The organism is Lysinibacillus sp. FW12 (genome assembly GCF_050817245.1).
Lineage (GTDB): Bacteria > Bacillota > Bacilli > Bacillales_A > Planococcaceae > Lysinibacillus > Lysinibacillus irui.
Window position 1 is genome coordinate 653,321 of record NZ_CP139094.1, and the last position, 24,438, is coordinate 677,758.

21 protein-coding genes and 1 riboswitch are annotated in these 24,438 nt (G+C 37.3%); of the genes, 14 read left to right on the forward strand and 7 right to left on the reverse strand.

Annotation, left to right across the window (positions count from 1 at the left end; genetic code table 11):
• Window positions 1–31: 31 nt before the first annotated feature.
• Entirely contained in the window at window positions 32–319 is a 288-nt protein-coding gene (locus tag SJW71_RS03405) for a DUF2653 family protein (protein ID WP_274794628.1), read from the reverse strand.
• Complete coding sequence (locus tag SJW71_RS03410; protein WP_274794627.1) at window positions 307–771, reverse strand: hypothetical protein; 465 nt, start codon at window positions 769–771, stop codon at window positions 307–309. Before SJW71_RS03410 ends, SJW71_RS03405 begins: the two co-directional genes overlap by 13 nt.
• Window positions 772–955: 184 nt before the next feature.
• Between SJW71_RS03410 and SJW71_RS03415 the strand changes: the two genes are divergently transcribed.
• From SJW71_RS03415 to SJW71_RS03460, 10 genes are all read left to right on the forward strand, one after another.
• Complete coding sequence (locus SJW71_RS03415) at window positions 956–1,972, forward strand: YdcF family protein (RefSeq protein WP_274794626.1); 1,017 nt, start codon at window positions 956–958, stop codon at window positions 1,970–1,972.
• A 162-nt stretch (window positions 1,973–2,134) separates the two neighbouring features.
• Window positions 2,135–3,424, forward strand: coding sequence for an SEL1-like repeat protein (locus SJW71_RS03420; protein ID WP_274794625.1), 1,290 nt, complete (start codon window positions 2,135–2,137; stop codon window positions 3,422–3,424).
• 548 nt (window positions 3,425–3,972) lie between these two features.
• Window positions 3,973–5,265, forward strand: coding sequence for a protoglobin domain-containing protein (locus SJW71_RS03425; RefSeq protein ID WP_407136150.1), 1,293 nt, complete (start codon window positions 3,973–3,975; stop codon window positions 5,263–5,265).
• A 186-nt stretch (window positions 5,266–5,451) separates the two neighbouring features.
• Window positions 5,452–6,846, forward strand: coding sequence for a protoporphyrinogen oxidase (locus tag SJW71_RS03430; protein WP_312507150.1), 1,395 nt, complete (start codon window positions 5,452–5,454; stop codon window positions 6,844–6,846).
• 99 nt (window positions 6,847–6,945) lie between these two features.
• Window positions 6,946–7,045: riboswitch (SAM riboswitch) on the forward strand.
• A gap of 88 nt (window positions 7,046–7,133) precedes the next feature.
• Window positions 7,134–8,981 (forward strand): bifunctional homocysteine S-methyltransferase/methylenetetrahydrofolate reductase, encoded by a 1,848-nt coding sequence (locus tag SJW71_RS03435; RefSeq protein ID WP_431811751.1) that lies wholly within the window; start codon window positions 7,134–7,136, stop codon window positions 8,979–8,981.
• Window positions 8,974–12,405, forward strand: coding sequence for a methionine synthase (metH, locus tag SJW71_RS03440; protein ID WP_274794621.1), 3,432 nt, complete (start codon window positions 8,974–8,976; stop codon window positions 12,403–12,405). Before SJW71_RS03435 ends, metH begins: the two co-directional genes overlap by 8 nt.
• A gap of 81 nt (window positions 12,406–12,486) precedes the next feature.
• Complete coding sequence (locus SJW71_RS03445) at window positions 12,487–12,984, forward strand: GNAT family N-acetyltransferase (RefSeq protein ID WP_312507153.1); 498 nt, start codon at window positions 12,487–12,489, stop codon at window positions 12,982–12,984.
• Between the two features lie 109 nt (window positions 12,985–13,093).
• Window positions 13,094–14,125, forward strand: a complete 1,032-nt coding sequence (locus SJW71_RS03450) for a fatty acid desaturase (protein ID WP_274794619.1) — start codon at window positions 13,094–13,096, stop codon at window positions 14,123–14,125.
• Between the two features lie 126 nt (window positions 14,126–14,251).
• On the forward strand, window positions 14,252–15,400 hold the full coding sequence (locus SJW71_RS03455; RefSeq protein ID WP_429978485.1) for a sensor histidine kinase: 1,149 nt from the start codon (window positions 14,252–14,254) through the stop codon (window positions 15,398–15,400).
• A gap of 16 nt (window positions 15,401–15,416) precedes the next feature.
• The gene (locus SJW71_RS03460; protein ID WP_274794618.1) at window positions 15,417–16,028 is read left to right on the forward strand and encodes a response regulator transcription factor; all 612 of its coding nucleotides are present in this window, start codon (window positions 15,417–15,419) and stop codon (window positions 16,026–16,028) included.
• Window positions 16,029–16,072: 44 nt separating this feature from the next.
• Here SJW71_RS03460 and SJW71_RS03465 read toward each other — a convergent pair whose 3' ends face one another.
• The 3 genes from SJW71_RS03465 to SJW71_RS03475 all read right to left on the reverse strand — a co-directional run bounded on the left by SJW71_RS03465 (window position 16,073) and on the right by SJW71_RS03475 (window position 18,602).
• Window positions 16,073–17,047 carry a proline dehydrogenase family protein gene (locus tag SJW71_RS03465; RefSeq protein WP_274794617.1) on the reverse strand — a complete coding sequence of 325 codons (975 nt, stop codon included), beginning with the start codon at window positions 17,045–17,047 and terminating at the stop codon, window positions 16,073–16,075.
• Window positions 17,048–17,121: 74 nt separating this feature from the next.
• Complete coding sequence (locus SJW71_RS03470) at window positions 17,122–17,874, reverse strand: ABC transporter permease (protein ID WP_429978486.1); 753 nt, start codon at window positions 17,872–17,874, stop codon at window positions 17,122–17,124.
• The gene (locus SJW71_RS03475) at window positions 17,871–18,602 is read right to left on the reverse strand and encodes an ABC transporter ATP-binding protein (protein ID WP_431811752.1); all 732 of its coding nucleotides are present in this window, start codon (window positions 18,600–18,602) and stop codon (window positions 17,871–17,873) included. The genes SJW71_RS03470 and SJW71_RS03475 overlap by 4 nt, the downstream gene beginning before the upstream one ends.
• A gap of 93 nt (window positions 18,603–18,695) precedes the next feature.
• Here SJW71_RS03475 and SJW71_RS03480 point away from each other — a divergent pair, with 93 nt between their 5' ends.
• A complete protein-coding gene (locus tag SJW71_RS03480) occupies window positions 18,696–19,196 on the forward strand; it encodes a methylated-DNA--[protein]-cysteine S-methyltransferase (RefSeq protein WP_322606699.1) in 501 nt (166 codons plus the stop codon).
• Window positions 19,197–19,531: 335 nt separating this feature from the next.
• On the opposite strand, the gene SJW71_RS03485 is transcribed toward SJW71_RS03480, so the two are convergent.
• Together SJW71_RS03485 and SJW71_RS03490 are read right to left on the reverse strand one after the other, a co-directional pair.
• Window positions 19,532–20,833, reverse strand: a complete 1,302-nt coding sequence (locus SJW71_RS03485) for an ammonium transporter (protein WP_322611881.1) — start codon at window positions 20,831–20,833, stop codon at window positions 19,532–19,534.
• A gap of 13 nt (window positions 20,834–20,846) precedes the next feature.
• On the reverse strand, window positions 20,847–21,188 hold the full coding sequence (locus SJW71_RS03490; protein WP_274794612.1) for a P-II family nitrogen regulator: 342 nt from the start codon (window positions 21,186–21,188) through the stop codon (window positions 20,847–20,849).
• Between the two features lie 311 nt (window positions 21,189–21,499).
• Here SJW71_RS03490 and SJW71_RS03495 point away from each other — a divergent pair, with 311 nt between their 5' ends.
• From SJW71_RS03495 to SJW71_RS03505, 3 genes are all read left to right on the forward strand, one after another.
• On the forward strand, window positions 21,500–22,960 hold the full coding sequence (locus tag SJW71_RS03495; RefSeq protein WP_274794611.1) for a nicotinate phosphoribosyltransferase: 1,461 nt from the start codon (window positions 21,500–21,502) through the stop codon (window positions 22,958–22,960).
• 20 nt (window positions 22,961–22,980) lie between these two features.
• The gene (gene nadE, locus SJW71_RS03500) at window positions 22,981–23,805 is read left to right on the forward strand and encodes an ammonia-dependent NAD(+) synthetase (RefSeq protein ID WP_274794610.1); all 825 of its coding nucleotides are present in this window, start codon (window positions 22,981–22,983) and stop codon (window positions 23,803–23,805) included.
• A 159-nt stretch (window positions 23,806–23,964) separates the two neighbouring features.
• Entirely contained in the window at window positions 23,965–24,285 is a 321-nt protein-coding gene (locus tag SJW71_RS03505) for an NAD synthetase (RefSeq protein WP_431811753.1), read from the forward strand.
• Window positions 24,286–24,438 lie beyond the last annotated feature (153 nt).

Genomic DNA, 24,438 nt, shown 5'->3' on the forward strand with positions numbered 1-24,438 from the left:
TTATGAAGGATTCATTGTACTGCTATTTTTATTATGATAATTTGGCAATAATGCCTTCTTCATCGTCTAAAACTAGCTCAATTCCTGTTGAGAAAGGGTCACCATGTAGAACGTCTTTAATCCAAACACGTAATGCGCCAATCATGGCTGCCGTATTGAGCATCTCAATTTGACCGTTTACTTCAACCTCAGCACCGAAGCCTGTATCATCATCGTATGTTAATTCAACTAGCACATCTTCTGGGCGGATGTTTTTATAATATGCCTGAGATAAACAAATCGCATTAATAATATCTTGCTCATTAATTATTTGTGCCATTGTGCTTCCTCTTTACGCTTTTTATCTTTAAACATATTCACAATTTTTATGACAAGCATCACAATAACGACAATTGCAGCTACGTTAATTAATAAACCTAAAATATTTCCGAGTAACCCCATACCACTAAATAGACTACCGAATAATAAACCAGCAAGTCCCCCAAGCATTAAGCCTTTCATCAGACCTCCTGAGAAAAAGCCACCTTTTTTAGTAGTATCCACTTTATTAGTAGATGTTGAATTAGATTTATTTGTTGTTGCATTGTTTTGATCTTTAGAAGTATCCTGTGATTTCTGGATATTCGAGCTATTATTATTGTTAGAGAAGCCTTTTTTACCTGATTTATAGGATTTAGCTTCTGCCGTTGGTGTATCTGAAATGAATAATGTTGCACCAACCGTTGAAAATATCAGTGTCGCTGCAAAAAGAGCGGCAAGAATTTTTTTCATTACTTACATTCCTCCAATATAATTTTGAGTTTGGTCATAAACTATTTCTTATATAGTAATATTACATGAACTTTATTAAAAAATAAAACAAACGCTTCAGATAATTGGGCTCTATCAAAAAAATTGAACAAGTAGTGACAGATACAATGATTGTAAAAATGAAGTAATAGGAAGGGGTGAAGTGATGCTACTAACATTCATAATATTAATTTCAATATTTTTCCTGTTGTACCTAACAGAAAAAAGGCGCTTTCTCAATGTGGTAGCTCTTGGTTTGATAGGTGTATATGTTATTCGATTACTTATGATCCATTATCCGTTATTGCTGCCAAATGATCAGGGGATTATTTCAGAAATGGGGATATTTATTATATTAGCAAGCTTTCCTAGCATTATGTTTATTTTATCAATCGCCATGTTTTTCAATAGTAAAGTATTATTGGAAAAGGAAGGACGTAAAGTACGTAATTTAATGTTAGCCATTCTGGGGCTAAGTTTTGTTATGATGATGATATGGTATGTTTTTGTCATTTTTATTGAAATTGAAAATGTCCTTTGGCATATTCTTTTCTTCTATGCATTTTTGATTTTTGGCTATACAATGTTTTTATACACAAGTGTCCTAGCATATGCCATATTGTATCATTATACGCCGATACGCTATGAACCTAACTATATAATTGCTCTGGGCTCAGGGTTAATTGGTGATAGAGTGCCCCCTCTTTTAGCAAGTCGTTTAGATGAGGCGGTGAAGCAATATAAAAAGTATGGGGAAAGGCCTTTTATCATTGTGTCAGGTGGGCAAGGGAATGATGAAAGGATATCGGAAGCATTTGCTATGAAACAATACTTAATTAATATTCACCAAATTCCCCCTGACAAGATTCTAAAAGAGGATCAATCCTCTAATACAGAACAAAATATGTCCTTTTCGAAAAAGGTAATGGACCATCATGCACAAGGTGAAAAATATCGCTCTATTTTTGTTACGAATAATTTTCATGTGTTTCGTGCAAGTATTTATGCGAAAAAGGCAAAATTAGATGCGGAAGGAATTGGTTCTAAGACAGCCTTTTACTATGTTCCAAACGCATTCACAAGAGAATTTATTGGCTTATTAGAAATGTATAAATGGGCACACATTACAGTCTTTTTAATCATCACCCTATTCGTAGGCTTGCTATTGAGAGCGTATGTGTAACCAAAATTCAACTGTCTTCCATATAATAGTGGTAAGGCAGTTTTTTAGCTTGATTCAGCAATTTTTATTCTGATTGTGAAGCGGTAGTTGTGAAGGTGAGCTTTTCGAGCAAGTTCGAAAAAATTTGGACGTAATTGATAGAGCGTGCAAGGGAGGAAAATAATGTACGAGCAAATGTTAGTTAAGCGAAACAAAGAACGAATTGATTCTCTACAAAATCTGATACAAACAGAAAATTCATGGTTTGCTCAAAATATAAAATTACTTACATTCGCTGAAGTTAACCTAGCAGCCTTGCAAAAAATATTGTATCAAATAGTGAGGAGGCTATTAAAAGAACAGCAGCAACGCCATTTACAAATTGTCCAATCAGAACAATACCAATCAGTGCAGGAGAATGTATTAACATTGTTAGCGGAGTATGACGATGTGTTGCGTGAGGCCATACCACAGTCAATCTATATACTTGTTTGGCAAATTTCCTCGCTAGAAAAGCTAGCAAATCGTATAGAAGTAGTGGATGATGTGCTTGATATTATAGAATGGTACTTCCACCACCAAAATAATGAACAAGTTGCTATTTCAGAGGAAGAGGATTTGGATCATGAGGTCATGATTGATCTATATAAAGAGGCGGTTGAAGAACAGGACGCGGATGCACAGTATCAACTAGGTGAATATTACAATGCTAGGGAAGGTAATCATTTTCAGATCGAAAAATCATTGAAATGGTTTGAGTTAGCTGCGACTCAAGGGAATGCCGATGCACAATATATGTTAGGTAATTTTTACTTTGAAGGAATTGGAGTAGAAGAAAGTCATTCGATGGCCTTTTTATACTATGAAAAGGCGTCAATGCAGGGACATGCGGATGCTGCCAATAATTTAGCGGATATGTACTTTAATGGTGAAGGAGTAACGAAAGATTATACATTAGCAAAAAAATGGTTTGACTATGCTGCTAAAAAGAATGTACCAGAGGCCATGTTTACGCTAGGGATTATATATGAGCAGGGGTTAGGCGTGACTGTAGATATGGAGGCAGCATTCAATGCCTATAAACAATCTGCAGAGGCCGGTTATGTAGAAGCACAATATCTTCTTGGTGGAATTTATTTAGAGGGACGCCTAGGCCAAACGAAGGAGGTAAACCGCGCACTATTTTGGTATGAACGAGCTGCAGAACAATATCATGTAGATGCTTTTTATGATTTGGGGTATATATGGAGTAATGGGCTTGCAGGTATACGAAATATTGAAAAAGGCATTCATTGGTTTAAACAGGCTGCCCTTCAAGGGGATGCAGAGGCCAAGTTACAGCTAGGGCATATGTACAATAAAGGTGAAGGGATAGCTAGAAATCTGAAAGAGGCCATCAAGTGGTATGGACTTGCAGCAGATGCAGGCATTAAAGAAGCTTCGGAAATATTACAGGAACTTAAAAGTTTGTAAATTTTGTGTTAAAAAATATAGTGTCTTTGAATTATTTATACATCTGATTAACATGAAACTTTTGGTATATGAATAAACCTTTTAGTAAGTATATAGTTTTAGTTGTTATAAGGGTAAAAATTATTAATATAGTGAAATTTATAGGGTGCCAGAAGAAATTTTAAAAAAATAAGCATAATAATCAAGAAATCGGGTAAAAAAAGCTACCAATTAATAGTGTGGTAGCTTTTTAATTGTTTTTTAAAGTGAATTTACTGTAGGGACTTTTTATACATTTTATGTAAAATATTGGGTGGTTAAAAATTGACAGCAAATTATAAAATGATTAAGGTATATGAGTGATTTTGAAAAGGTACATATGCAAAAATCTACTGTTTGTCATTCATAGTGTTTGAAAGGGAAGTTTTTTTCAATAAACTTGGAAAAATGTATATGGTTATGCCAAGACGTTATGGATAGGTATTTTTTCATTAATCTATCAATATGTTAAAAGGTATTTGATGTTTCTCGGCCTGCTGAAAGTAAACAGAATGAAAGAGGGAAGTTGTGTGATTTTTCAAAAACAGAGAAAGACGAAGGTATTGGATCTACAGCAATACACAGTGAAAATGGATTTGTCTAATCGCCAATCAATGGCGAAGCAAATTGAAATGCTGAACTTAACGGAGCAAGACTTACAATATTTAAAGGCTTTCCAGCCATATGTTATGGACAATGTAGATCACATCGTAAACCGCTTTTATAACATGATAGGAACAGAGCATCATTTGGTAGATATTATTAGTCAACATAGTTCTGTAGAAAAGCTTAAAGTAACGTTACGGAAGCATATTATCGAAATGTTTAATGGAATAATTGATGAGGAGTTCTATCTAAGGCGTGTAAAAATTGCGAAGGTACATGTCCACATTGGACTAAGAACACAATGGTATATTTGCGCATTCCAAGATTTATCTATTTCATTTATTGATTTAGTTGAAAAAAATATAGAGTATCCTTATGATCAGTTCAATACAATAAGAGCTATATCGAAAATTTGTAACTTTGAGCAACAGCTCGTCTTAGAAGCTTTTGAAAATACTGTTGAAGAAATGAAAGAAAGCATGGAGCATGAGAGAGTCGCAATTGAACAACAAATTGTACGTTCTTCTGAAGAGCTTGCCACAATCTCTCAGGAAACCAATCATTCTTTTTGCTGTCTCAGCAAGCAGTCTGATGAGATTAAAAAATTGGCCAAAAAATCGCTTGATGTATCGACTTTAGCTGAAAATGAAGCACTTGCAGGACGGGAACGTTTAAAAAATCAATCACAAAATATGCATAATATTATTCATTCACTTTATGATATTGAAGAAAATATAGAACAATTATCAGGTATGTCTAGAGAAATGGAGACAATCATGAGTGTTGTTACTACTATTGCGAATCAAACTAATCTGTTAGCTTTGAATGCAGCTATTGAAGCGGCTCGAGCTGGAGAGGCGGGAAAAGGATTTAGTGTAGTAGCAGACGAAGTTCGAAAGTTATCTATTCAAACAAAAGAATCGGTAACAGCGGTTGCTTTGTTATTGAAAAAAACAAGCGAACGGACTGAGAAACTAGAGTATTCTTTGACGAATATTCAAGGAGAAGTAGCGTCTGGTGAGGAAAATATGTTGCAAACAGAAGGCCAGTTTACGAGTATACTAGATGCCATGACTGAAGCAAAAGAACAAAATGATTGCATGGCAACAAAAATACAAGCAATCGTAGGTATATTAGGTGAGTTAGGGACATCATTTACAGAAGTAACGAATTCGGCAGAAAAATTAGCGACCTTTGCGCAAAATTTAAAAGTATAGACGGTTAGTATTTACTACAATGTATTAGGCGTAATTAACACTATAGTACCTATTAATATATATGTTGGCTAGAGCTATCTCCTAAAGGGATAGCTCTATTTTTGCTAAATTTGTAAAGGGTTGAATGCAATTTTCAATGAAAATAGGTTTATACTGTAGAAAGAACTAATAATAGGGGCGGTTTATATGAAAACAGTTGTTGTATTAGGTGGCGGAATTACAGGATTATGCACAATGCATTACTTACAACGTCAAGTGAAGGAGAATAATCTAGATGTTCGTCTAGTACTTGTAGAGAAAAATACATATCTAGGTGGTAAGTTACATTCGGCATATGAAGAAGGATTTATTATGGAAACAGGTGCTGATTCTATTGTCGCTCGCCATAAAGGTGTTATGGAGCTAGTGCAGGAGCTTGATTTTGAAGATAATCTAGTTTATAACGAAACCGGCATTTCTTATATTTACACAAATAATGAACTACATGCTATTCCAGCTGATTCTACATTTGGTATTCCAATGAGCTTGGCATCCTTAGAGGAAAGCACATTAATATCAGAGCAAGGAAAGCAGGAAGCATTAAAGGATTTGACATTACCAAACAAAGGCTTTACAAAGGAAAGTTCAATTGGCGAGTTCTTAACCTACTATTTAGGAGAGGAACTAGTAAAAAACCAAATTGCACCAGTTCTAGCAGGTGTGTATTCAGGTGATTTACATCAGCTTTCAATTGCTTCTACTTTACCGTATTTAATTGATTATAAGAATGATTATGGAAGTATCATTAAAGGTTTTGATGCGAACCGTGAGCAATTTGTTAAAGCTGCCAATAAAAAATTTATATCATTTAAAAATGGTTTAACTTCTTTAATCGATCGACTTGAGCAAACATTAACCAATGTTGAAATTATCAAGGGTGTCGCTACTTTACATGTTCAAAAACAGGAAGACCGCTATACAATTTCATTAGCAAATGGTGAAAATATCGGAGCAGATTATGTTGTGCTTGCACTACCGAATGAAGCTGTTCAAAGCCTCATGAAGGATGAATCATTAAACCGTTATTTTAATCAATTTACTACTGCGTCAGCCATTACCATATACTTAGGCTTCGATGTACCAGACGCGAAATTGCCAGCAGATGGAACGGGCTATATTGTCTCTCATAATTCTAACGTTACTTGTAATGCAGCAACTTGGACAAGTCGTAAATGGAAGCATACATCGAGAGACAATAAATTACTTGTACGACTCTTCTATAAGAGTATTAACCCAGCGTATGAACAACTACGTACCATGACTGATGAAGAATTGGTAACCGTTGCTTTAGAGGATGTTCGAAAGAGCTTGGGAATAGAAGAGGATCCAACCGTAGTAAATGTAACAAAATGGATTGATCAAATGCCTAAATACGACTTAGCTCACAGAGAAGCGTTACAAGGGTTGCTTCAGGAACTGAACAAAAACTATCCAAATTTAGCTATAGCAGGCTGTTCATATTTTGGTGTAGGTATCGGAGCTTGCATTCAAAATGGGAAAAAAATTGGTGAGGAGCTTGCAGAGGAACTATCCAGTTTCTAAGATTTTAAGTTAAAAATTACTTTGTTACGTGAAATACTCTTGACTCATTCGTCAGTAAACGATATGATTCTTTTAATTATTTAAAAAATTCATACTTAATTCTTATCAAGAGAAGCAGAGGGACTGGCCCATTGAAGCTTCAGCAACCAACTTATTGTCAGGTGCTAAATCCAGAAGACCGTTGAGTCGAAGATGAGAAGGAACAACAATGCTGAATCGTTAAAGCCTTCTTTTTTATGAAAGAAGGCTTTTTATTATACAGAGACATAGGAAGAGAGGCTAGTTTTATGGGATTGCTTGAGAAGTTAAACACGCATGTATTGACGGCGGATGGTGCAATAGGCACAGTTCTTTATGGCTATGGATTGGAATATTGCCATGAGGAAATGAATGTGCAGAGACCAGAGTTAATTGAAAAGATTCATAGAGAATATATTGCGGCTGGTGCTGACATCATTCAAACGAATACGTACGGTGCAAATGCCATCAAATTAGCTCGCTATGGATTAGAATCACGCGTTCAACAATTTAATGAAGCAGCTATTACAATTGCTAAGCGAGCAGCTGCAGATGGAGGTCAATTTGTTTTAGGGACAATAGGAGGTATTCGTGGTATCCGAAAAAGTGATGCAACACTAGAGGAAATATTAGCGACTGTAGAGGAACAAGCAAGTGTTTTACTTGCAGGAAATCCAGATGGCCTCTTACTTGAAACCTATTATGATTTTGAAGAATTAACTGCAACATTAAAAATGTTACGTGCAAAAACAATGTTACCAATTATTGCACAAGTATCTATGCATGAGCCTGGTGTTTTACAAAATGGAATGTCTTTAAATAATGCTTTGCATGAGCTAGAAACACTTGGTGCAGATATCGTTGGTGTCAATTGCCGGCTAGGCCCACATCATACAATACAAGCATTTGAAGGCGTAGAACTTCCTGAAAAGGCATTTATGTCAGCTTATCCGAACGCTTCACTTCTTGACTTAGAAGATGGGCGTGTCGTTTATGAATCGGAGGCTGATTATTTTGGTCGAGCAGCAGTAGAACTACGTGATCAAGGGGTACGCTTGATTGGGGGCTGCTGTGGTACGACACCAAAGCATATAGCGGCAGCAAAAAAATATTTAGAGGAGTTATCACCCGTTCATGAAAAGCATGCGAAACCTGAAAAGATTGAGATCGTTCGAGAAGCAGAGCCTCCTAAGTATGAGCCTCTTCATGAAAAAGTAAAACGTGAACGATCTGTCATTGTAGAACTGGATACACCTAGACATTTAGAAATTGATGGATTCCTTGTAGGAGCAAAACAATTGTATGATGCTGGCGCAGATGTAGTCATGATGGCAGACAATTCTCTAGCCTCTCCTCGTATTAGCAATATTGCAATGGGAGCATTGTTGAAGAATACACATGGCGTACGTCCTCTAACACATATTACATGTCGAGATCGTAATTTAATCGGTCTGCAATCACATTTAATGGGATTAAATGCTTTAGGAATTCATGATGTCTTAGCTGTTACGGGTGATCCAACAAAAGTTGGGGACTTCCCAGGTGCGACAAGCGTTTATGATGTATCCTCGATGGAGCTAATCCAATTAATTAAGCAGTTAAATGAAGGGGTCTCTTTCTCTGGTAAACCCCTTCGAAAAAAAGCAAATTTTTCAGTGGCTGCTGCATTTAATCCAAACGTTCGTGTGTTAGACCGTGCTGTGGCACGTTTAGAAAAGAAAATCGAACATGGTGCAGATTATTTTATTTCACAGCCCGTGTATACGAAGGAAAAAATTGTGGAAATTTACGAGGCAACAAAGCATCTACAAGCACCGATATATATTGGGATTATGCCCGTTACGAGTTATAAAAGTGCAGAGTTTTTACACCACGAGGTGCCTGGCATCAAATTATCAGAAGATGCCTTAGCAAGAATGAAGGCTTGTGGTGAAGATAAAGAACGTGCAACAGCTGAGGGTATTGCCATTGCAAGGGAATTAGTAGAGGTGGCTGCGCAATATTTTAATGGTATTTACCTTATTACACCTTTTTTACGCTATGATGTGACACTAGAGTTGATGAAATATATTGAGCAATTGGATGAACAAAAAAAAGGAGTAAGTATACATGGCTAAGCACTTGATTGAAGAGCAATTAGAGAAACGTATTTTAATTCTTGATGGCGCAATGGGAACAATGCTACAAAATGAAAACTTATCGGCAGATGATTTTGGTGGAGAGGAGCTCGATGGGTGTAATGAAAATCTTGTGCTTACTAGACCTGATGTTATAGAGAAAATTCATCTTAAATATTTAGAGGCTGGCGCAGATATCATTTGTACGAATACATTTGGTGGAACTCCTCTTGTGTTAAATGAATACGATCTGGGTGCAAAAGCGGAAGAGATTAATAAACGTGCAGTTGAAATTGCTCGCCAAGCGGTGGATAAATTTACAACATCGGATTGGCCGCGATTTGTAGCTGGAGCTATGGGACCAACAACAAAAACATTATCCGTAACTGGCGGTATTACATTTGATGAGCTCGAGGAAAATTTCTTTATCCAAGCGAAGGCCTTAATTGAGGCAGGAGCAGATGTGCTGTTATTGGAAACAAGTCAGGATATGCTGAATGTTAAAGCCGGCACATTAGGGGTAACACGTGCTTTCGCGGCAACTGGCAAGGAACTTCCCGTTATGATTTCAGGAACAATTGAACCGATGGGTACGACACTCGCAGGACAAACGATTGATGCCTTTTATATATCTATTGAGCATATTAAACCATTATCAGTTGGCTTAAACTGTGCGACAGGACCAGAGTTTATGACGGATCATATTCGTTCATTAGCAGAGCTTTCAACAGGCTATATAAGTTGTTATCCCAATGCTGGCTTACCTGATGAAGAAGGCTGTTACCATGAATCGCCAGAATCTTTATCGCAAAAATTAAAAGGCTTTGCAGAAAAGGGTTGGCTTAATATTGTAGGTGGTTGCTGTGGAACAACTCCAGCACATATTGCAGCTATTCGTGAAGTTTTAAAAGGTGAAAAACCACGACAATTACCAGAAAAAACGCATGGTCATGCGGTATCTGGTATCGAACCATTATTGTATGACGATTCCATGCGTCCATTATTTATTGGAGAAAGAACGAATGTTATCGGCTCCCGAAAATTTAAAAATTTAATCATTGATGGAAAGTTTGAGGAAGCAGCAGAGATTGCACGTGCGCAAGTTAAAAATGGTGCCCATGTTATTGATATTTGTTTAGCAAACCCAGATCGTGATGAATTAGAAGATATGCGTGGCTTTATGCAGGAGGTTGTGAAAAAAGTGAAGGTTCCTCTTGTGATTGACTCAACAGATGAAAAAGTCATCGAGGAGGCGCTAAAATTTTCGCAAGGGAAAGCCATCATTAACTCTATTAATCTGGAAGATGGCGAGGAGCGATTTGATGCCGTATTACCACTTGTGAAAAAATACGGTGCGTCATTAGTTGTTGGTACAATTGATGAAAAAGGTATGGCGGTTGATCGTCATCGTAAGCTTGAAATTGCTGAACGTTCCTATCAACTTTTAACTGAAAAATGGGGTATTGCACCAGAAGATATTATTTTTGACCCATTGATGTTCCCAGTAGGAACTGGAGATGAGCAGTATATTGGATCTGCTCTCGAAACCATTGAAGGGATTCGACTAATCAAAGAAAAAATGCCGCAAACATTAACAGTTCTAGGTGTAAGTAATATCTCGTTTGGCTTACCGCCAGTGGGCCGAGAAGTACTGAATGCTGTGTATCTCTATCATTGTACAATTGCTGGTTTGGATTACGCTATTGTTAATACAGAGAAGCTAGAGCGATATGCTTCCATTCCTGAAGAGGAAATAAAGCTAGCTAATGACTTGCTGTTTAATACAAATGATGAAACCTTAGCCGTATTCACAGACTTCTATCGTGACAAAAAGAAGGAAAAAACGGAAGCCGATATACCAAAAACGGTTGAGGGTCGTTTAGCTTACTATATTCTAGAGGGTACGAAGGAAGGACTAATAGAGGATTTAGATGCAGCCCGTGAAATCTTTGAGACACCTCTTGATATCATTAATGGTCCTTTAATGGAAGGTATGGCTGAGGTAGGTCGATTATTTAATGATAATCAACTCATTGTAGCAGAGGTTTTACAATCAGCGGGTGTGATGAAGGCTGCCGTTGCCCATTTAGAGCAATTCATGGAGAAGAATGAAGAGAGTGCTGGGAAAGGGAAAATGGTACTTGCTACCGTCAAAGGAGATGTTCACGATATTGGGAAGAACCTTGTGGATATTATATTAAGTAATAATGGCTATAAGGTTGTAGATCTAGGCATTAAAGTAACCCCTGCCCAATTAATTGAAGCAATTCGCAAGGAAAAACCAGACTTTATCGGATTATCGGGTTTGTTAGTAAAATCAGCGCAACAGATGGTCATTACTGCTCAAGATTTCAAAGAGGCAGGTATTGATGTACCTATTTTAGTGGGTGGAGCGGCACTTTCTCGACGCTTTACTGAAACAAAAATAGCAGATGAATATGATGGTCCTGTAATTTATTCAAAAGATGCAATGCAAGGCCTAGAGCAGGCCAATCTTTTAATGGGAGAGGGGACGCGTGCCAATTTCTTAGCTGAAATCGCAGAATCTCGCCAAAAACGTTTAGAGGCAGATGAAAAACGAGCTGCTCGACCTGTAAAAGAGGTAACGATAAAACCTGCACGAACAGTCAAAGAAGCAGCTGTATATTTACCAGCAGATTTACGTCGCCATGTAAAAAAAGAATATGCTGTATCACATTTATATCCATATGTTAATATGCGGACATTGCTAGGACATCATTTAGGCTTGAAAGGGCAAGTTCATCAACTGCTTGAAGCGGGAGATTCTAGAGCTACAGAGCTAAAAGAATTAGTAGATGATTATTTGAAAAGTGATTTATTAAAGCCTTCAGGTTTGTATCAATTTTTCCCTGCCCAAGCGGATGGGGATGATGTCGTTGTTTATGATCCTGCTGATAGTAAAACAGAAATTGAACGTTTTACTTTCCCGCGCCAGCAGGTAGAACCATTTTTATGTCTTGCTGACTTCTTAAAAACAGTAGAAAGCGGTGAAATGGACTATATTGCACTCATGGTAGTAACTGCAGGAAAAGGAGTGATGGCTACAGCACGCCAGTTAAAAGAGGACGGTAAATTCCTCGAAAGCCATGCACTACAATCGACTGCACTAGAATTAGCAGAGGGCTTTGCTGAACGTATGCATCAAGAAATTCGTGACCAATGGGGCTTCCCTGACGCGACAGATTTCACGATGAGAGATCGGTTTGCAGCAAAATATCAAGGGCAACGTTTTTCATTCGGTTACCCTGCTTGCCCTAACTTGGAAGATCAAGAGAAGCTGTTTGGCTTATTAAAGCCTGAAGATATTGGTGTTCATTTAACTGAAGGCTTTATGATGGAGCCGGAAGCATCTGTATCTGCGATTGTTTTTGCTCATCCTGATGCTCGCTATTTTAATGTTTAAGGGTGTAATATAATAACATTCTGCTGATGATTATTTTTAAACATTGAATGTGTGACCAATTTCGTTAAGGAAGTGAGCAACATGATTCGATTCATGGAAGAACAAGATATACCTGAAGTTTTGGACATCTATAATGATATTATTTTAACAAGCAAGGCAGTCTATCGATATGAAATACAATCTTTGGATGAAAAAATACAGTGGTTTAAGGAGCAGCAGGCACTAGGAAATCCTTTGCTTGTTTTCGAGGAAAATGGGATGATCGCTGGCTTTGCTACCTACAGTCAATTCCGTCCATATCCCGGTTACCAATATACAATGGAGCACTCTGTTTACGTGCATAAAGAGCATTATCAAAAAGGGATTGCCACAAAGCTTATGCACAGGCTCATAGCATTTGCACAAGAGAATGGTGTGAAAACGCTTGTAGCAGGTATAGATGGTGAAAATATTGGTAGTATAAAGGCACATGAAAAATTAGGCTTTGAATATGCAGGAACAATCAGAAATGCAGGTTATAAGTTTGAACAATGGCTAGACCTTGTGTTTTATCAACTCCATTTGGTTGGACCAAAATGATAAAGGGTATGACAAATGTCATATCCTTTTTATGATGATTGCATCTGTTCTCACTTGTACTCTTATTTTATTATGAGGTCATAAGGAAAAGGAAACGAGGGAGTAAAAGATGGCAACAATTAAAGAAAAAACGAAAAAGTTACGCCAAGATGTAGCGCCATTTGCTAAATCAGATACGCGTAAAAGTGTTTTTCAAATGATAAATACAATTGTACCGTTAATTGCATTGTGGGTAGCAGGTTACTTGTTAGTGGATGTTTCACCTTGGCTAACTGTCGGTTTAAGTGTCATTTCAGCTGGGTTCGTCGTAAGAACTTTTATTATCTTTCACGATTGCACACATGGTTCATTTTTCAAAAGTAAAAAGGCAAACGACTGGGTTGGATTTTTTACGGGAGTACTAACATCATTCCCATATGAAAAGTGGAAACGTGAACATACAATTCACCATGCAACAAGCTCGAATCTAGACAAGCGTGGTATTGGTGATATTGATATGATGACAGTGGAGGAATATTTACAAGCTTCAAAAGGTCAACGATTATGGTATCGTTTTTATCGAAACCCATTTGTTATGTTTGGGTTAGGGCCTTTATATATGGTACTTGTCTTAAATCGCTTTAATCGTAAGGATGCAAAGAAAAAGGAACGTTTCAACACGGTGTTAACGAATATTGTCATTGTCGGATTGTGTGCCTCTTTAATTTTCTTTATGGGCTGGCAAGCATTTCTATTAGTCCAAGGTGTTACATTATTTATTGCCGGATCATTAGGAATTTGGTTATTTTATATCCAGCACACATATGAAGATTCATACTTTGAACATAACTCAGAGTGGGATTATGTGAAAGCCGCAGTTGAGGGTAGCTCGTATTATAAATTACCGAAAATTTTACAATGGGTTACAGGGAATATCGGATTCCATCATGTCCATCACTTAGCCCCTCGTGTACCTAACTATAATCTTGAAAAAGCACACAATGAAACACCGCCATTACATATGGCGACAACGATTACTTTAGCTACAAGCTTAGAATCATTACGTTACAAGCTATATGATGAAGATCAAGGTAAATTTGTTACGTTTAAAGAAGTAAATGAAATTATAAAACGCAAAGAAAGAGGCAGCATTGCCGCTTAGTTGATAACAGCCATCTCTGCAAGGGAGATGGCTGTTTTATGTAAAGGGAAGAGTCTTATCCAAAGCACAGGCATAAAATTAATTTTCTTGTTATAATAAGGGAAAAGTAGGAAAGAGCGTGAGATTATGTTGAGGAAATGGCATAGTATTATTCCGAATAGTCCAATGCTCAGCGTATATTTATGGATTATTTTTTGTTTCCTACCGTTTTTCTTTATTTTTAGAAAATCATCATACATTGAAATATCAATAGGTATTACATTTTTAATGCTCTATTTTATTTTCTATCGATTTTCCATGAATTCGAAAAGCGGCTTAGTTTATATGTGGATTAGCTTCGAGATGGTCATTAATATAGTCATGACCATTCTATATGGTTATGTATATCTATCTATTTTCACAGCCTTTTTTATTGGCAACATAAGAAGACCGGTCGGCTTTTATATTATGTATGGTCTACATATAGGGTTTACAGTTATTTCTACAGGAGCAGGCTTTTTTGTTGAGCTCCACTTATTTTTATCACAGCTACCCTTTGTAGTGTTGACCATTTTAGCTGTTGTCTTATTGCCATTAACGATTTATTCCAAAAATAAGCGTGAAAACTTGGAAGGTCAATTAGAGACTGCGAATGAACGTATTGCTGAGTTAATTGTTTTTGAAGAACGTCAACGGATAGCTCGTGATTTACATGATACGCTGGGTCAAAAATTGTCTATGATTGGTTTAAAAAGTGATCTTGCCTCTAGGCTGATAGAACGTGACCCACAGCAAGCTTTAGTTGAGATTAAGGATATACGCCAGACGGCTAGTATCGCCTTAAAAGAGGTACGTGAATTGGTTTCGGACATGCGCACGGCGAAATTTGAAGATGAGCTCATGCGTATTTCCCAAATATTAAAGGCGGCAGAAATGGAGTTTATCTTTGAGGGCGATAAAAATGCATTGCAAGTTCCACCGCTTGTAGAAAACGTTTTATCTATGTGCTTAAAAGAGGCAGTCAATAATGTTGTCAAACATAGTGGAGCAACCAAATGCGAAATTGCTTTTCATCAAAACTTTAAGGAAGTTTACTTAGTAGTCCGAGATAATGGACAAGGAATAACGAAAAAACAAGCATGGAAAACTGGTAATGGATTAAATGGGATGCGGGAACGCTTAGAGTTTATTAATGGGTCCTTTAAAATTGAAAGTGTTGAAGGTACTACATTAACGGTTACGATTCCAGTGACGATTACACATCAAAATGTCAAAGAAAATTTGAAGAACATATAGAAAAGAGGCATGTGACATGATACGAATTGTAATTGCTGAAGATCAGGGGATGCTATTAGGCGCTCTTCGCTCTTTACTTAGTATGGAGGAGGATATGGAGGTCGTTGGCTTAGCAAAAAATGGTGAGGAAGCATTGATGCTTGTGGAAGAGCATCAGCCTGATATTTGTATTATGGATATTGAAATGCCAGTTAAAACTGGACTAGACGCAGCAGAAGAAATGCATAGCACTGGATCAAATTGTAAAGTCATTATTTTAACTACATTTGCAAGGCCAGGATACTTTGAGCGTGCTAGAAAGGCGGGCGTAAGGGGCTACTTATTAAAGGATAGTCCTATTGAGGAACTAGTTACTGCAATCCGTACCATCATGGACGGCAAACGCATTTATGCGCCAGAACTTGTTGATTTTGTCTATGAGGATGATAGTGAAAATCCTTTAACAGAACGGGAAAGCCAGGTACTGACACTTGTGGCGGAGGGCAAGACTACTAAGGAAATTGCCGCAGAGCTGTTTTTATCCGCTGGTACGGTTCGTAATTATATTTCAACGATTTTAGAAAAACTAAATGTCGGTAATCGTATTGAGGCTATTGCACGCTTTAAAGAAAAAGGATGGAACAAATAAAAAAGGAACCTTATCGCATGGTGCGGCAAGGTTCTTTTTCTATATTATTTTTTGCGTTTTGTTAAACGACCAAGAACGAATGCACCTGCTGCTACAGCAAGAACTGTATTCGTTTTTTTCGTAAACACTTGCTTTGTTACAAGGTTAAGGTTTTGAGGTCGTTCAGCTAAACGGCGCATAAAGTAGCCGTACCAATCTTCGCCGAATGGAACGTATACACAGAAGTTATAGCCTTCTTTTGCAAGCTCTTTTTGCATATCTGTACGGAAACCGTATAGCATTTGGAATTCAAATTTATCGAGCGGAATATTGTGATCCGCAACAAATCGTTTAACATGAGCAATGATATTATGATCATGTGTTGCAATAGATGTAAATTTACCATGAAGTAAATGGTATTCAATCAACTCAATAAAGTTTAAATCAATATCTAATTTATCTTGGTAAGCTACTTCTACTGGCTCTTTATAAGCTCCTTTTACAATGCGTAAACGGTAGTCTTTGAATTTTTCGATATCGTCTTTTGCACGGTAAAAGTAAGACTGGATTACTGTTCCAACATTATTAAATGTTTTTGATAATTCTTCTACCATATCAAAAGATGTTTGCAGACGTCCATAGTCTTCCATATCAAAGTTAACAAATATATCATAAGAAGCGGCTTTTTCTACAATTTCATACAGGTTGTCATAACAAAAATCAACATCAATATCTAAACCTAATTGGGATGGTTTTAATGAAATATGTGCATCAACACCATTCTCGTGAATAGCTTCAATTACAGCAAGGATTTTTTCTTTTGCAGCAGTAGCTTCTTCTTTATTTGCAACAAATTCACCTAGGTTATCTACTGTACAAGAAATATGATGTGCATTTAGTTCTTTGATGCTTGCAATGGTTTCTTCAATATTTGTACCAGCTACTACACTTTGTGCTCCTAATTTTAGGCCATATTTCTTTGCAGCACTATTTAATAGTTGGTTTTCAGATAAATGGATGAAAAAATCGCGTAATAACATGGTCATTCTCCTAACTGCATTTTCTTCTTAGTATAACATAAATTATTTAAACTATATTACATTCAGCCTAACAATTATTTCATTTCAAGTAATTGCATTCGTTCATTAAATAACGCAGGATAGCTTAAAAAGCCAATCATGATGCTGGATAATGTAGCTGTTGTTAGTAGAGCGAAAATAATTAAAAGTTGAAATTGGACGGCTTGGATTGGATCTGCTCCGCCAATAATTTGACCGCTCATCATTCCTGGCAACTGTACTAAACCGATAGTTTTTTGGCTTTCAATAGTAGGAATCATACTAGCCTTAATAGCATTGATCAGCTGTCGATGTATGGCCTGCTTTGGTGCCCCTCCTAATGATAAAATCAATTCCATTTGTTCCTTATGACTAGTAATTTCAGCAGTGAATCGATTTAAAAATAATATGGATAACACCATTGAATTACCAATTAACATGCCACTAATAGGGATTATATATTGGGCAGTTGCCGGAACAATTTTAAAGCCAAGCAAAACGCCTTGTGTCACTATTTCGATCATCACTAGTGTAAGTGCTATTTTCCAGGTGATCCCCTTTATGCCTGCTCCTTTTTTTCGTGCATTTAACGTAGCGACTATAATCATTAAAGCTACCATGAGTAAAATATAGATATAGCTGTTGGCCTCGAAGATAAACTTTAAAATATAACCGACCGCAAGCAATTGAACGATAGAGCGAAATGTTGCGATAAGTGTATCTCTTTCAAGTCCTAATTTTAATGTTTTGGATAATAGAAGGGGGATACATACAAAAATCAAAGATAGTAATAAAGCTGTATAGGTCATTTGCTTACCCCCTGTACAAATTCTGCTACGCGTGGATTTGTCGGGGCATTGAGTAAAGCACTTTTACCGGTTTCGATTAATTCTCCATCCATCATAACCCATGTGTAATGCCCAATTGTTAATGCTTGTTGTAAATTATGTGTAATCCAAATCATCGTAACATTGTATTTTTTATTTATTGTAGCAATCAGCTTTTCAATTTCCTGTACTGATTGACGATCCAATGCAGATGTTATTTCATCTAATAACAAAATAGAGGACTGATTGATTAGTGTTCTTGCGATCGAGACCTTTTGACGTTGGCCTCCCGATAATTCGCTGGCTGATTGGTGGAGGAAGCTTTCATCTAAACCGACATCCTCTAAAAATTGGATGGCCTCCTGTTGTGATAGTTTTTGTCCTTGCAATGTTCGTGGGATTGCAAGATTTTCTAGTACAGTGCCCGTTATCATAGGAGCTGCCTGTAAAGCAATACCTACATGTCTTCTTAAGGATGTAGGCTCATAGGTAGAGATGGGCTGATTTTCAATTAGTATGTGTCCATTTGTTGGAGAAAGAAGGCCATTACATAATTTTAATAAAGTTGTTTTACCCGCCCCAGAGGGACCGACAAGGGTAGTAATTTGGCCTTTAGGAAAAGACCCAGTAATTGACTTTAATATCAATTTGTCATTTACTGAAAAGTGAACTTGTTGAAAATGAATGGCAGGCTCGTATAGCGTGTTCATCAATTAAACTCCTTTGCTATAGTCAGTAAAATAACTGTAGCATGAAATGACTGAAGTTGCAGTTTAAATAAAGAAAGTTGGGGAGATTAGGAAATGGGAATATTGTATTTTGATACAGTGACGTATGCACAAGGAGAAATGTATATTGTAGCTTCAGATATAGGTATTGTTTATATAGGAACGCCCAATGCTTCATTTGAAGAGGTTGAAGAGTGGGCAAAAAAACGATTTAAAGGATACAATTTTGAAGAGAACCGAGAAAAATTACAACCGTATAAAGAACAACTAATAGCTTTTTTTAACAAGGAACTAACTGAATTTGACCTACCCATTCATGTAAAAGGAACGCCTTTTCAATTAGCGGTTTGGGATGCTCTTAAAGAATTACCCTATGGAACAACGACATCGTATGGGAATATCGCACAGCGTATTGGTAATCCGAAAGCGGTGAGAGCTGTAGGCAGTGCAATTGGAGCAAATCCAATTCTAGCTATTATTCCGTGTCATCGTGTCATTGGCAAAAATGGTCAATTAACTGGTTTTCGCAGTGGCCTAGAGATGAAGAAGTTTTTACTTGATTTAGAGAAAGCTTAAGTGAATCGATAGTGGGAATGATCACTTGGATCGAGGTTAGGAGCGCTTTCGGCAAAGAAATGATCACTTGGATCGAGGTTAGGAGCGCTTTCGGCAAAGAAATGATCACTTGGATCGAGGTTAGGAGCGCTTTCGGCAAAGAAATGATCACTTGGATCGAGGTTAGGAGCGCTTTCGGCAAAGAAATGATCACTTTAACAGTGGTTAAGAGCACTTTCGGCAAAAGTATGATCACATCTCTCTACCTCGAGCAAAAAAAGAGATAACTTTCGATAGACAAATATATATAGAAATCTGCCCCCATTACTTTAAGAAAAGGCGGCAGATTTCCCTAGTTATACGTGTTGTTCTTCTTTTACATGGTTTTGCTGTGTTTTACCAAAGTGTGTTAAACGGTGGGCGAAGGTTTCCCCTCGAACCGCGGAGCTTTTAAATATATCCTGGAATTCGTAAGCTGGAGCACCGTGTTCCATTACATCTAAGCCAGCAATTTCTTCTTCAGCCGTTACGCGTAATGGAATAAATGCTTTGATAATTAAAAGGCCAACTGCCACAGATACGCTAACCCAGGCAATGGTTGCGATGATACCGATTGCTTGGATACCTAGCAGACCAAATCCACCACCATAAAATAGGCCTTGACCATCGATGTCAAATAATCCAACGGCTAGTGTTCCCCAAATCCCACATATCCCATGAACAGCAATTGCTCCAACGGGATCATCTACTTTTAGCTTCCACTCTAGGAACCGTACACCTTCAACAAGGAATGGAGCTGCTACAAGGCCAATAATAAGGGAACCTATAATACTAACATTTGCAGCACCAGCTGTAATCCCTACAAGACCTGCTAATGCACCGTTTAATGTAAGGGAACCATCAATATGTCCGTAACGAAATTTCGTATAGAATGCGGTAGCAGCTACGCCAGCTGCTGCGGCAAAGAATGTATTGGCAATGACATTGGGAACTAGTTCAGGATCTGCGGCTAAAGTAGATGCCCCATTAAAACCAAACCAACCAAACCAAAGTAGAAATACGCCTAAAGCGCCTAAAGGAATACTGTGCCCTGTAATAACATTTACCCGACCATTTTCATATTTACCAAGTCGTGGTCCTACCATAACGGCTGCGACAAATGCTGCGACAGCCCCTGTTAAGTGAACAACCGTAGATCCGGCAAAATCAATAAAGCCTAAATCTGTTAACCAGCCTTGACCACTCCAAACCCAGTGACCTACAACAGGGTAGACAAATAAAGACATGAGTATAATAACTCCGATATAAGCGAAAATATTCGTACGTTCTGCAACAGCACCAGATAATATAGTCGCTCCTGTTGCGGCAAACATAGTTTGGAAAATAAAGAAAGAAAGATCGTCGACCCCATTTAAGGCGAAGCCGCTAGTGCCGAAAATACCACCTAATGTGTCGCCAAACATTATGGCGTAGCCACATAAAAAATAGACGATGCCGCCGATTGAAATAGTAAGGAAATTCTTCATGATAATATTGACTGCATTTTTAGAACGAGTAAATCCTGCCTCAACCATGGCAAAGCCTGCATGCATAAAGAATACTAAAATTGTGCCTAGCATCACCCAAATTAAATTAACAGATAAGAGTACTTCATCCATCTAATCGCCCCCTTTATTCTACTGCAACCGAACCGACTTCTTTTGTTCGGATGCGAATTGCTTGTTCTACAGGATAAATGAAAATTTTTCCATCGCCAACCTTGCCAGTTGCTGCCTCATGCAACAAAATCTCTACGATGGCATCAACTTTTCCATCGTCTACAATCATTTCTAACTTTAATTTAGGTGAAAATTCTATTTCATACGTATTGCCGCGAAATAGCCCTGTTCTACCGAGCTGACGACCGCAGCCAGCGATTTCAGAAACACTTAAACCAGCAATTCCTTCCTGTGCAAGTCCGTCCCGAACTGCCCCAAAAACTTCAGGCCGAATGATTGCTTCAATTTTTTTCATGTCTACCAGCTCCTTGCGTAAATTTAATTTACATGTTAAAACGGTATGAAAAACAGTGCAATTGTTTTTTTAGAATACATGTAATGTTATATAACATGATATATTTCTGGTATCGAACTATTTTTCAAAAAAGGTTTTTATAAAGGGAATGAAAGCGGTACTAAAATTTGTGTCTAAAATGTGTACAGTTCTAAATTTTCTGACTATTTATGTTAGGAAAGCTGACATCGGGTAGAAGAAATGTAAGGCGCAAGAATTTGGGTATATAGTGTATACTAGGACTAATTATCAAAGCGGAAGAAGGGGTTTATGTGAGATCAAACTATGCAGATGATAGCTTAGCGCTACACACAGACTTATATCAAATAAATATGGCAGAATCCTACTGGGCGGATGGCATACATAATAAGAAAGCGGTTTTTGAATTATATTTTAGGAAATTACCTTTTGGTAATGGTTATGCCGTATTTGCTGGATTAGAGCGAATGCTTGATTATCTTCGTGATTTTCATTTTAGTGAATCCGATATTGCGTATTTACGTGAGGAAGTAGGCTATAAAGAGGACTTTATTGACTATTTGAAGAATGTTCGATTCACAGGGGATATGTATTCCATGGTAGAAGGAGAGCTTGTTTTTGCTAATGAACCAATTGTTCGAATTGAAGCTCCGTTAGTGGAAGCTCAACTAATTGAAACAGCATTGCTTAATATTGTTAACTACCAAACATTAATTGCAACAAAGGCGAGTCGAATTAAGCAAATTATCAAAAATGAAGTGGCTATGGAATTTGGAACAAGGCGTGCACAGGAAATGGATGCGGCCATTTGGGGAACGCGTGCAGCGTTTATCGGAGGTTTTGCTTCCACTAGTAATGTTCGAGCGGGTAAACTTTTTAATATTCCTGTCTCAGGTACACATGCGCATGCATTAGTACAAGCTTATAAAAATGACTATGATGCATTCCATGCGTATGCTAAACGTCATCGAGATTGTGTATTTTTGGTAGATACTTACAATACGTTGAAATCTGGGGTGCCAACCGCTATAAAAGTTGCGAAAGAACTAGGAGACAAAATTAATTTTATTGGCATACGTTTAGATAGTGGAGATATTGCGTTTTTATCAAAAGAAGCTCGTCGGATGTTGGATGCTGCTGGCTTCCAAGATGCTAAAATCATTGTTTCAAACGATTTAGATGAATATACAATCTTAAATTTAAAAGCTCAAGGTGCAAAAGTAGATGTCTGGGGAATAGGTACAAAACTTATTACGGCTTACGATCAACCTGCATTAGGTGCGGTTTATAAAATGGTTGCTATTGAAAATAGTGAAGGGCAGCTAGAGGATACAATTAAAATCTCGGCCAATGCTGAAAAAGTATCAACGCCTGGACTAAAAAATGTTTACCGAATTATTGATAAAAAGAATGGGAAGGCAGAAGGGGATTACATCACGATGCAAGATGAAAATCCTCAAGCAGAGGAACGCATTAAAATGTTCCATCCAATCCATACATTTGTATCAAAGTTTGTCACAAATTTTGAAGCGAAAAATCTTCATCAGCATGTCATTGAAAATGGGACAATCCACTATCAAAATCCTACTTTAGAGGCAATGCGTGACTATGCTGCTGAAAATTTAGAATTGCTGTGGGATGAATATAAACGTGCGATGAATCCTGAAGAATATCCAGTCGATCTCAGTCAAAAATGTTGGGATAATAAGATGCGAAATATTGAAGAAGTACACAATATGGTAAAGCGAATGTAAAAGAAGGAGTGAACGGTACGATGACTTTACAGCAAAAAATTATTGAGGAGCTGCGTGTATTACCTACTATTAATGTTCAGGAGGAAATACGTAAATCCATTGATTTTTTAAAGGAATATGCAAAACGTTATAACTTTGTGAAAGGGTTTGTTCTTGGTATTTCTGGCGGTCAAGACTCAACTTTAACTGGGAAGCTAGCGCAGTTGGCGATTGATGAATTAAATGCAGAGGCAGGAGAAATGAAGTATTCATTTTTTGCCGTTCGTTTACCATATGGCGTGCAAGCAGATGAACAAGATTGCCAAGATGCCATTGATTATATAAAACCAACGAAAACGTACACAGTGAATATAAAAGAGGCTGTAGATGCAAGTGTGATCGCCCTAGCAAATGCAGGTGTTGAGCTAAATGACTTTGTAAAAGGGAACGAAAAAGCTCGTGAACGTATGAAGGTGCAGTATTCAATTGCTGCAATGAATGGGGCAGTTGTCTTAGGGACGGATCATGCTGCCGAAGCTATCACAGGCTTTTACACAAAGTTTGGTGATGGCGGAGCAGACTTAATGCCAATCTTTCGATTGAATAAACGCCAAGGAAAACAGTTGTTAGCAGAACTAAATTGTCCAGAGCATCTTTATAAAAAGGTACCAACAGCAGATTTAGAGGAAAATCGACCATCATTACCAGATGAAGTGGCGCTTGGTGTAACGTATGATCAAATTGATGATTATTTAGAGGGTAAAGAAATTCCAGAAGAATCGCGCAAGCTATTAGAGGGCTATTATTTACGTTCTCAACATAAACGTCATATGCCAATTACGATATTTGATGATTTTTGGAAGTAAGATGAGAGAAAAGGGTTATGAAAAAGTGGTTATCACTTTTAAAAATAGCTCTTTTCTCTCTTTTTTTATTTAATTTGGTTCTATACTGTTCATTAACAGCATATAATGTCGATATAATTACCTATAAGGATAATAAAATGTAGAGGAGGGTAACTTTTTATGAGGACTTCTAGAATAAGTGCAACGACAAGTAGTGTTTTTCGACAGGAAACTCAATATTTACATGCTGGTGATTTAAGCCACAATTTTGGAGGGAATCCACAAAAGCAATTTAGACATAGTTTGCAAAGAAATAAAGAGAAGAAGCACAATACAATGGCTACACCAACTCAACAGAGACAACTTCAACATGTTGCGCCCATTCAAATGGATAGCGCGTGTGATTTGCAAATACGTCACGAATTAAATGAAACAGCCTTAAAACTAAGTCGTTTAAGTAAGCAAAAGAAGAGACTCAATAGTTACCGCTCATCTATTTAAAAATGGCTCTCCCTACATTTTCTGATGTGGGGAGTTTTTTTGTAATCTAATTGTGAAAAATATGGTTAAAAAGATTAAAATTGTAACATTCTAATTGTGAAGAACGTTATATAATAAGAACTAGGCTTGTTTGATGACATTCAAACAAGCCTT

What these genes read in the sequence shown, in the direction of transcription:
- SJW71_RS03405 (WP_274794628.1), bottom strand. Translation starts at nt 319, where the DNA reads ATGGCACAAATAATTAATGAGCAAGATATTATTAATGCGATTTGTTTA.
- SJW71_RS03410 (WP_274794627.1), bottom strand. Translation starts at nt 771, where the DNA reads ATGAAAAAAATTCTTGCCGCTCTTTTTGCAGCGACACTGATATTTTCA.
- SJW71_RS03415 (WP_274794626.1), top strand. Translation starts at nt 956, where the DNA reads ATGCTACTAACATTCATAATATTAATTTCAATATTTTTCCTGTTGTAC.
- SJW71_RS03420 (WP_274794625.1), top strand. Translation starts at nt 2,135, where the DNA reads ATGTACGAGCAAATGTTAGTTAAGCGAAACAAAGAACGAATTGATTCT.
- SJW71_RS03430 (WP_312507150.1), top strand. Translation starts at nt 5,452, where the DNA reads ATGAAAACAGTTGTTGTATTAGGTGGCGGAATTACAGGATTATGCACA.
- SJW71_RS03435 (WP_431811751.1), top strand. Translation starts at nt 7,134, where the DNA reads ATGGGATTGCTTGAGAAGTTAAACACGCATGTATTGACGGCGGATGGT.
- metH (WP_274794621.1), top strand. Translation starts at nt 8,974, where the DNA reads ATGGCTAAGCACTTGATTGAAGAGCAATTAGAGAAACGTATTTTAATT.
- SJW71_RS03445 (WP_312507153.1), top strand. Translation starts at nt 12,487, where the DNA reads ATGATTCGATTCATGGAAGAACAAGATATACCTGAAGTTTTGGACATC.
- SJW71_RS03450 (WP_274794619.1), top strand. Translation starts at nt 13,094, where the DNA reads ATGGCAACAATTAAAGAAAAAACGAAAAAGTTACGCCAAGATGTAGCG.
- SJW71_RS03455 (WP_429978485.1), top strand. Translation starts at nt 14,252, where the DNA reads ATGTTGAGGAAATGGCATAGTATTATTCCGAATAGTCCAATGCTCAGC.
- SJW71_RS03460 (WP_274794618.1), top strand. Translation starts at nt 15,417, where the DNA reads ATGATACGAATTGTAATTGCTGAAGATCAGGGGATGCTATTAGGCGCT.
- SJW71_RS03465 (WP_274794617.1), bottom strand. Translation starts at nt 17,047, where the DNA reads ATGTTATTACGCGATTTTTTCATCCATTTATCTGAAAACCAACTATTA.
- SJW71_RS03470 (WP_429978486.1), bottom strand. Translation starts at nt 17,874, where the DNA reads ATGACCTATACAGCTTTATTACTATCTTTGATTTTTGTATGTATCCCC.
- SJW71_RS03475 (WP_431811752.1), bottom strand. Translation starts at nt 18,602, where the DNA reads ATGAACACGCTATACGAGCCTGCCATTCATTTTCAACAAGTTCACTTT.
- SJW71_RS03480 (WP_322606699.1), top strand. Translation starts at nt 18,696, where the DNA reads ATGGGAATATTGTATTTTGATACAGTGACGTATGCACAAGGAGAAATG.
- SJW71_RS03485 (WP_322611881.1), bottom strand. Translation starts at nt 20,833, where the DNA reads ATGGATGAAGTACTCTTATCTGTTAATTTAATTTGGGTGATGCTAGGC.
- SJW71_RS03490 (WP_274794612.1), bottom strand. Translation starts at nt 21,188, where the DNA reads ATGAAAAAAATTGAAGCAATCATTCGGCCTGAAGTTTTTGGGGCAGTT.
- nadE (WP_274794610.1), top strand. Translation starts at nt 22,981, where the DNA reads ATGACTTTACAGCAAAAAATTATTGAGGAGCTGCGTGTATTACCTACT.
- SJW71_RS03505 (WP_431811753.1), top strand. Translation starts at nt 23,965, where the DNA reads ATGAGGACTTCTAGAATAAGTGCAACGACAAGTAGTGTTTTTCGACAG.